At 71.3% G+C, this 4,686-nt stretch carries 5 protein-coding genes; 2 read left to right on the top strand and 3 right to left on the bottom strand.

What is annotated here, in order from left to right; genetic code table 11:
• Window positions 1-909: FHA domain-containing protein (locus tag K6I34_RS32025; RefSeq protein WP_229331484.1), on the top strand; the 909-nt coding region annotated here is incomplete at its 5' end.
• Between the two features lie 81 nt (window positions 910-990).
• The gene (locus K6I34_RS32020; protein ID WP_229331482.1) at window positions 991-1,395 is read left to right on the top strand and encodes a globin; all 405 of its coding nucleotides are present in this window, start codon (window positions 991-993) and stop codon (window positions 1,393-1,395) included.
• Window positions 1,396-1,467: 72 nt separating this feature from the next.
• On the opposite strand, the gene K6I34_RS32015 is transcribed toward K6I34_RS32020, so the two are convergent.
• The 3 genes from K6I34_RS32015 to ettA are packed head-to-tail and all read right to left on the bottom strand — an operon-like array spanning window position 1,468 to window position 4,393.
• Window positions 1,468-2,265, bottom strand: coding sequence for a hypothetical protein (locus tag K6I34_RS32015; RefSeq protein ID WP_229331480.1), 798 nt, complete (start codon window positions 2,263-2,265; stop codon window positions 1,468-1,470).
• Entirely contained in the window at window positions 2,262-2,726 is a 465-nt protein-coding gene (locus tag K6I34_RS32010; protein ID WP_229331478.1) for a thioesterase family protein, read from the bottom strand. The genes K6I34_RS32015 and K6I34_RS32010 overlap by 4 nt, the downstream gene beginning before the upstream one ends.
• Before the next feature lie 2 nt (window positions 2,727-2,728).
• Window positions 2,729-4,393 (bottom strand): energy-dependent translational throttle protein EttA, encoded by a 1,665-nt coding sequence (gene ettA / locus K6I34_RS32005; protein WP_229331477.1) that lies wholly within the window; start codon window positions 4,391-4,393, stop codon window positions 2,729-2,731.
• Between the last annotated feature and the right edge of the window lie 293 nt (window positions 4,394-4,686).

Here is a 4,686-nt window from a genome sequence, read left to right as displayed (position 1 = left end):
CCCCTGGCCGGCCCGGCCGGCTACTACGGCGAGTCGACCGTCCAGGCGGAGCTGTGCCCACGGTGCCGTACGCCGCGCGAGGCGCAGGCGCCGTTCTGCGAGGAGTGCCGCTACAACTTCGCGACGCAGAGCGGCCCTTCGTTCGGCCCGCCGCCGGTGTCGTCCCCACAGGGGCTCCAGTCGGCGCCGCCGCAGTACACCCAGCCGCCGCAGCCGTACGACCACTACCAGAATTCGCGTCCGTCCCGGATCAACCGCCCGGCGGAGCCGCTCACCCCGGAGAGCCACCCGTCGTCGCCCTACGGCGATTCCTACAACGATTCCTTCAGCGAGTCCTTGAGCGAGTCCTTCTCCGAGGACGGCGACTGGGTGCTGCCCCCGCCGGGCCCGATGCCCGCGGCCCCGTTCCCGCACAACCCGTACGAGGAGAACTCGGCGGACGCGGGCTCGCAGGGCGTGCCCGCGCAGGCGGGGCCGCCCTCGCCCGTGCCGTCGCCGGCGCCGGTGGGCTGGGTCGCGGTGATCGCGCCCGACCGCGAGTACTTCATGGCGATGATGAGCCGCAGCGGCCCGGAGGCCGCGGGGCTCAACCTGCCCGCGTATTCCCCCGAGCTCCAGCTCCCGCTGAGCGGCCCCCAGGTGACCATCGGCAGGCGGCGGCACAGCACCGGCGAGTCGCCGGACATCGACCTGTCCCGCCCGCCGGAGGACCCGGGCGTCTCGCACCAGCACGCCATGCTGGTGCAGCAGCCGGACGGCAGCTGGGCTGTCGTCGACCAGGACTCCACCAACGGCACCACGATCAACGGCTCGGCGGAGTCGATCAAGCCGTATGTGCCGGTGCCGCTGCGCGACGGCGACCGGGTGCACGTGGGTGCCTGGACCACGATCACGGTCCGCAGGGGCTGATCCGGGGCCGGGTCGGGGCCGAGCCGGGACGGGGGGCCTAAGCCCCCGGTCCTCCGCCGGGCGGTCTGAGACCATGGAAGCGTGAATGAGATTCCGCGCGGCACTCTGCAGGAGCAGACGTTTTACGAGCAGGTGGGCGGCGAGGAGACCTTCCGGCGCCTGGTCCACCGCTTCTACCAGGGGGTCGCGGAGGACCCGCTGCTGCGTCCGATGTACCCCGAGGAGGACCTCGGGCCGGCCGAGGAGCGTCTGGTCCTCTTCCTGATCCAGTACTGGGGCGGCCCCCGTACGTACAGCGACAACCGCGGGCACCCGCGGCTGCGCATGCGGCACGCGCCGTTCGAGGTGAACCGCGCCGCGCACGACGCCTGGCTGAAGCACATGCGGGACGCCGTGGACGAACTCGGGCTCACGCCCGAGCACACCGAGCAGCTGTGGCGGTACCTGACGTACGCGGCGGGCTCGATGATCAATACGCCGGACTGAGGACCGCTGGGAACCGGCGAGGACCGGCGGACAGGGAAGACCGGGGGCGCCTGTGGCGCCCCCGACCCGTGTTCAGGCGGGGGTGACCGTCAGGCCCGGGAGACCGCCCGTGCGGACGGCGACCGAGCCGTACGGCGTGCGCAGCCGCAGCCAGCCGCCCGCGGCGAAGAGCGCCAGCGGCTCCGGCCCGAGGGCCAGCGCGGCCCCGGTTCCGGCCCCGGTTCCGGCCCTCAGGTGCCCGGTCGTCGTCCGGGACGCGGCGGCACCACTGCGTACGGGCCGCAGGAAGCCCAGCGACTGCGCGGCGTGCACCGCGCGCAGCGGCAGCGCGGTGTCGCCGAGGGTGCGGGACCAGATCTCCCGGCCGATACGGTCGCGCTCGGCGCGGGTGCGCCGCTGCTCGGGCAGGGCCTCGTCCCGGGCACGGAACTCCGTGACGGCGGCGGCCACGGCGCCCCGTACGGCGTCCACGCCGGGCAGGCCCTCGACGCGCTGCCAGCCGCTGCGGGGCGGCAGCACCCCGGCCCACGGCGGGCCGGTGACGGCGTCGGGCACCATGACGACGAGATCCGTGTCCCCGGTGACCGCACCGTCCAGGGCCTCCGCGAGCTGTCCCGCCGAGACGGTGGTGTCCAGCGCGACCGGCCCCGGGCCCGCCGCGGGCTCCGCGAGCCGCGCGGTGCGGATCGCGAGGACCTCGAAGGACGGCGGACGGCCGAAGACCGCGACGACCCCGCCGCTCGCCTGGAGCCGGACCGCGGCGGCGCGGTCGTAGTGGATCAGCCGGGCCAGGAAGGCGGCCAGGTCGGCCACCTCCCCGGCGTCGGCGAAGCACAGCCGCTGCCCGTACGGAGCCGGGTCTGCCGTCATGCGGCGACGGCCCCCTTCGCGGCGGGACGGCCACCGGCCTCGTCGCCCTGCCCGTCGCCGTCCCGGTAGAGCTCCAGGAAGGAGCGCTCCTCGTCGGTGATCCGCCGCGGGCGGCCCGCCTCGAAGTCGAACGGCACGACGACCGTGGTGGCCCGCGCGTACACCTGATCCTCGTCCTTGACCTCGTAGGCGACCGTCAGGGACGCGGCGCCGATCCTCGTCACCCACGTCTCGACGGTCACCGGCTCATGCCGGTGCACCAGGGGACGCAGGTAGTCGATCTCGTGCCGGGCCACGACGGAGCCCCCGGTGAAGGACGCACTCCCCTCCCCCGGCGCCAGCCGGAACATGAAGTCGATCCGTGCCTCTTCGAGGTAGCGGATGAAGACCACGTTGTTCACATGGCCGAACGCGTCCATGTCCGACCAGCGCAGGGGGCAGGAGTACAGGTGGCGTGCCACACTCAGCCCCGGGTGAGCTTCTTGTAGGTGGCGCGGTGCGGACGGGCCGCGTCCGGGCCGAGGCGCTCGATCTTGTTCTTCTCGTAGGACTCGAAGTTGCCCTCGAACCAGAACCACTTGGAGTCGCCCTCGTAGGCCAGGATGTGCGTGGCCACTCGGTCGAGGAACCAGCGGTCGTGGGAGACGACCACAGCGGCGCCCGGGAAATCGAGCAGGGCGTTCTCCAGCGAGGAGAGGGTCTCGACGTCGAGGTCGTTGGTCGGCTCGTCGAGGAGGAGCAGGTTGCCGCCCTGCTTGAGGGTGAGCGCCAGGTTCAGGCGGTTGCGCTCACCACCGGAGAGCACACCGGCCGGCTTCTGCTGGTCCGGGCCCTTGAAGCCGAACGCGGAGACGTAGGCGCGGGAGGGCATCTCGACGTGGCCGACGTTGATGTAGTCCAGCTCGTCGGAGACGACGGCCCACAGCGTCTTCTTGGGGTCGATGTTGGCGCGGCTCTGGTCGACGTACGAGATCTTGACGGTCTCGCCGACCTTGATCGAACCGGAGTCCGGGGCCTCCAGGCCCTGGATCATCTTGAACAGCGTGGTCTTGCCGGCGCCGTTCGGGCCGATGACGCCCACGATGCCGTTGCGCGGCAGGGTGAAGGACAGGTCGTCGATGAGGACCTTGTCACCGAAGGCCTTGGAGAGGTTGTTGACCTCGACGACGATGGAGCCCAGACGCGGGCCCGGCGGGATCTGGATCTCCTCGAAGTCCAGCTTCCGCATCTTGTCGGCCTCGGCCGCCATCTCCTCGTAACGAGCGAGGCGCGCCTTGGACTTGGCCTGGCGGCCCTTGGCGTTGGAGCGGACCCACTCCAGCTCTTCCTTGAGGCGCTTCTGGCGCTTGGCGTCCTTCTGGCCCTCGACCTTCAGACGCGCGGCCTTGTTCTCCAGGTAGGTGGAGTAGTTGCCCTCGTAGGGGTGGGCGCGGCCGCGGTCGAGCTCCAGGATCCACTCGGCCACGTTGTCGAGGAAGTAGCGGTCGTGGGTGATCGCGACGACGGTGCCCGCGTACTTGGAGAGGTGCTGCTCCAGCCAGTTCACCGACTCGGCGTCGAGGTGGTTGGTGGGCTCGTCGAGGAGCAGCAGGTCGGGGGCCTCCAGCAGCAGCTTGCAGAGGGCGACGCGGCGCTTCTCACCACCGGAGAGGTTGACGACGGGCCAGTCGCCGGGCGGGCAGCCCAGGGCGTCCATGGCCTGCTCCAGCTGGGCGTCGAGGTCCCAGGCGTTGGCGTGGTCGAGCTCCTCCTGGAGCTTGCCCATCTCGTCGAGCAGGGCGTCCGAGTAGTCGGTCGCCATGAGCTCGGCGATCTCGTTGAAGCGGTTGAGCTTCCCCTTGATCTCCGCGACGCCGTCCTCGACGTTCTCCAGGACCGTCTTGGACTCGTCGAGCTTCGGCTCCTGCATGAGGATGCCGACGCTGTAGCCGGGCGACAGGAAGGCGTCGCCGTTGGACGGCTGCTCCAGGCCCGCCATGATCTTGAGGACGGTGGACTTACCGGCGCCGTTGGGGCCGACCACACCGATCTTCGCACCGGGCAGGAAGCTCAGCGTCACGTCATCGAGGATGACCTTGTCGCCGTGCGCCTTGCGCGTCTTGCGCATGGTGTAGATGTACTCAGCCAAGAGAAACCGTCCGGCAATCGAGAAGGGCCATTGTGCGGCGCCGCCGCCTCCGCCGCGTGCGGGCAGATACACCCCATCATGCCGGACCGACAGCCCTTGGCGGAAACGGGTTGGTCACAGGCTTGCCCCCGCCACTGCCCGCGGCCAGGCCCGCGGTGCCCCTGTTCGCGGTGCGATCGCTGCGGGCGTTCGCGGTGCGATCACTGCGGGCCGATGGGGGCGCCAGTGGGGGCTGGCCGCGCAGTTCCCCGCGCCTCTTACAGGGCACCCCTTGCAGGGCGCCCCGCCCGAGG

This window comes from Streptomyces sp. UNOC14_S4 (assembly GCF_020740835.1).
In the GTDB taxonomy this organism is placed as follows: Bacteria; Actinomycetota; Actinomycetes; order Streptomycetales; family Streptomycetaceae; genus Streptomyces.
Note: the sequence above shows the minus strand (reverse complement) of the source record. Positions and strands in the feature narration are given on the sequence as shown.

Bases quoted from the DNA above. Each gene is read 5' to 3' on its own strand.
- K6I34_RS32015 (WP_229331480.1), bottom strand. From the start codon at position 2,265: ATGACGGCAGACCCGGCTCCGTACGGGCAGCGGCTGTGCTTCGCCGAC.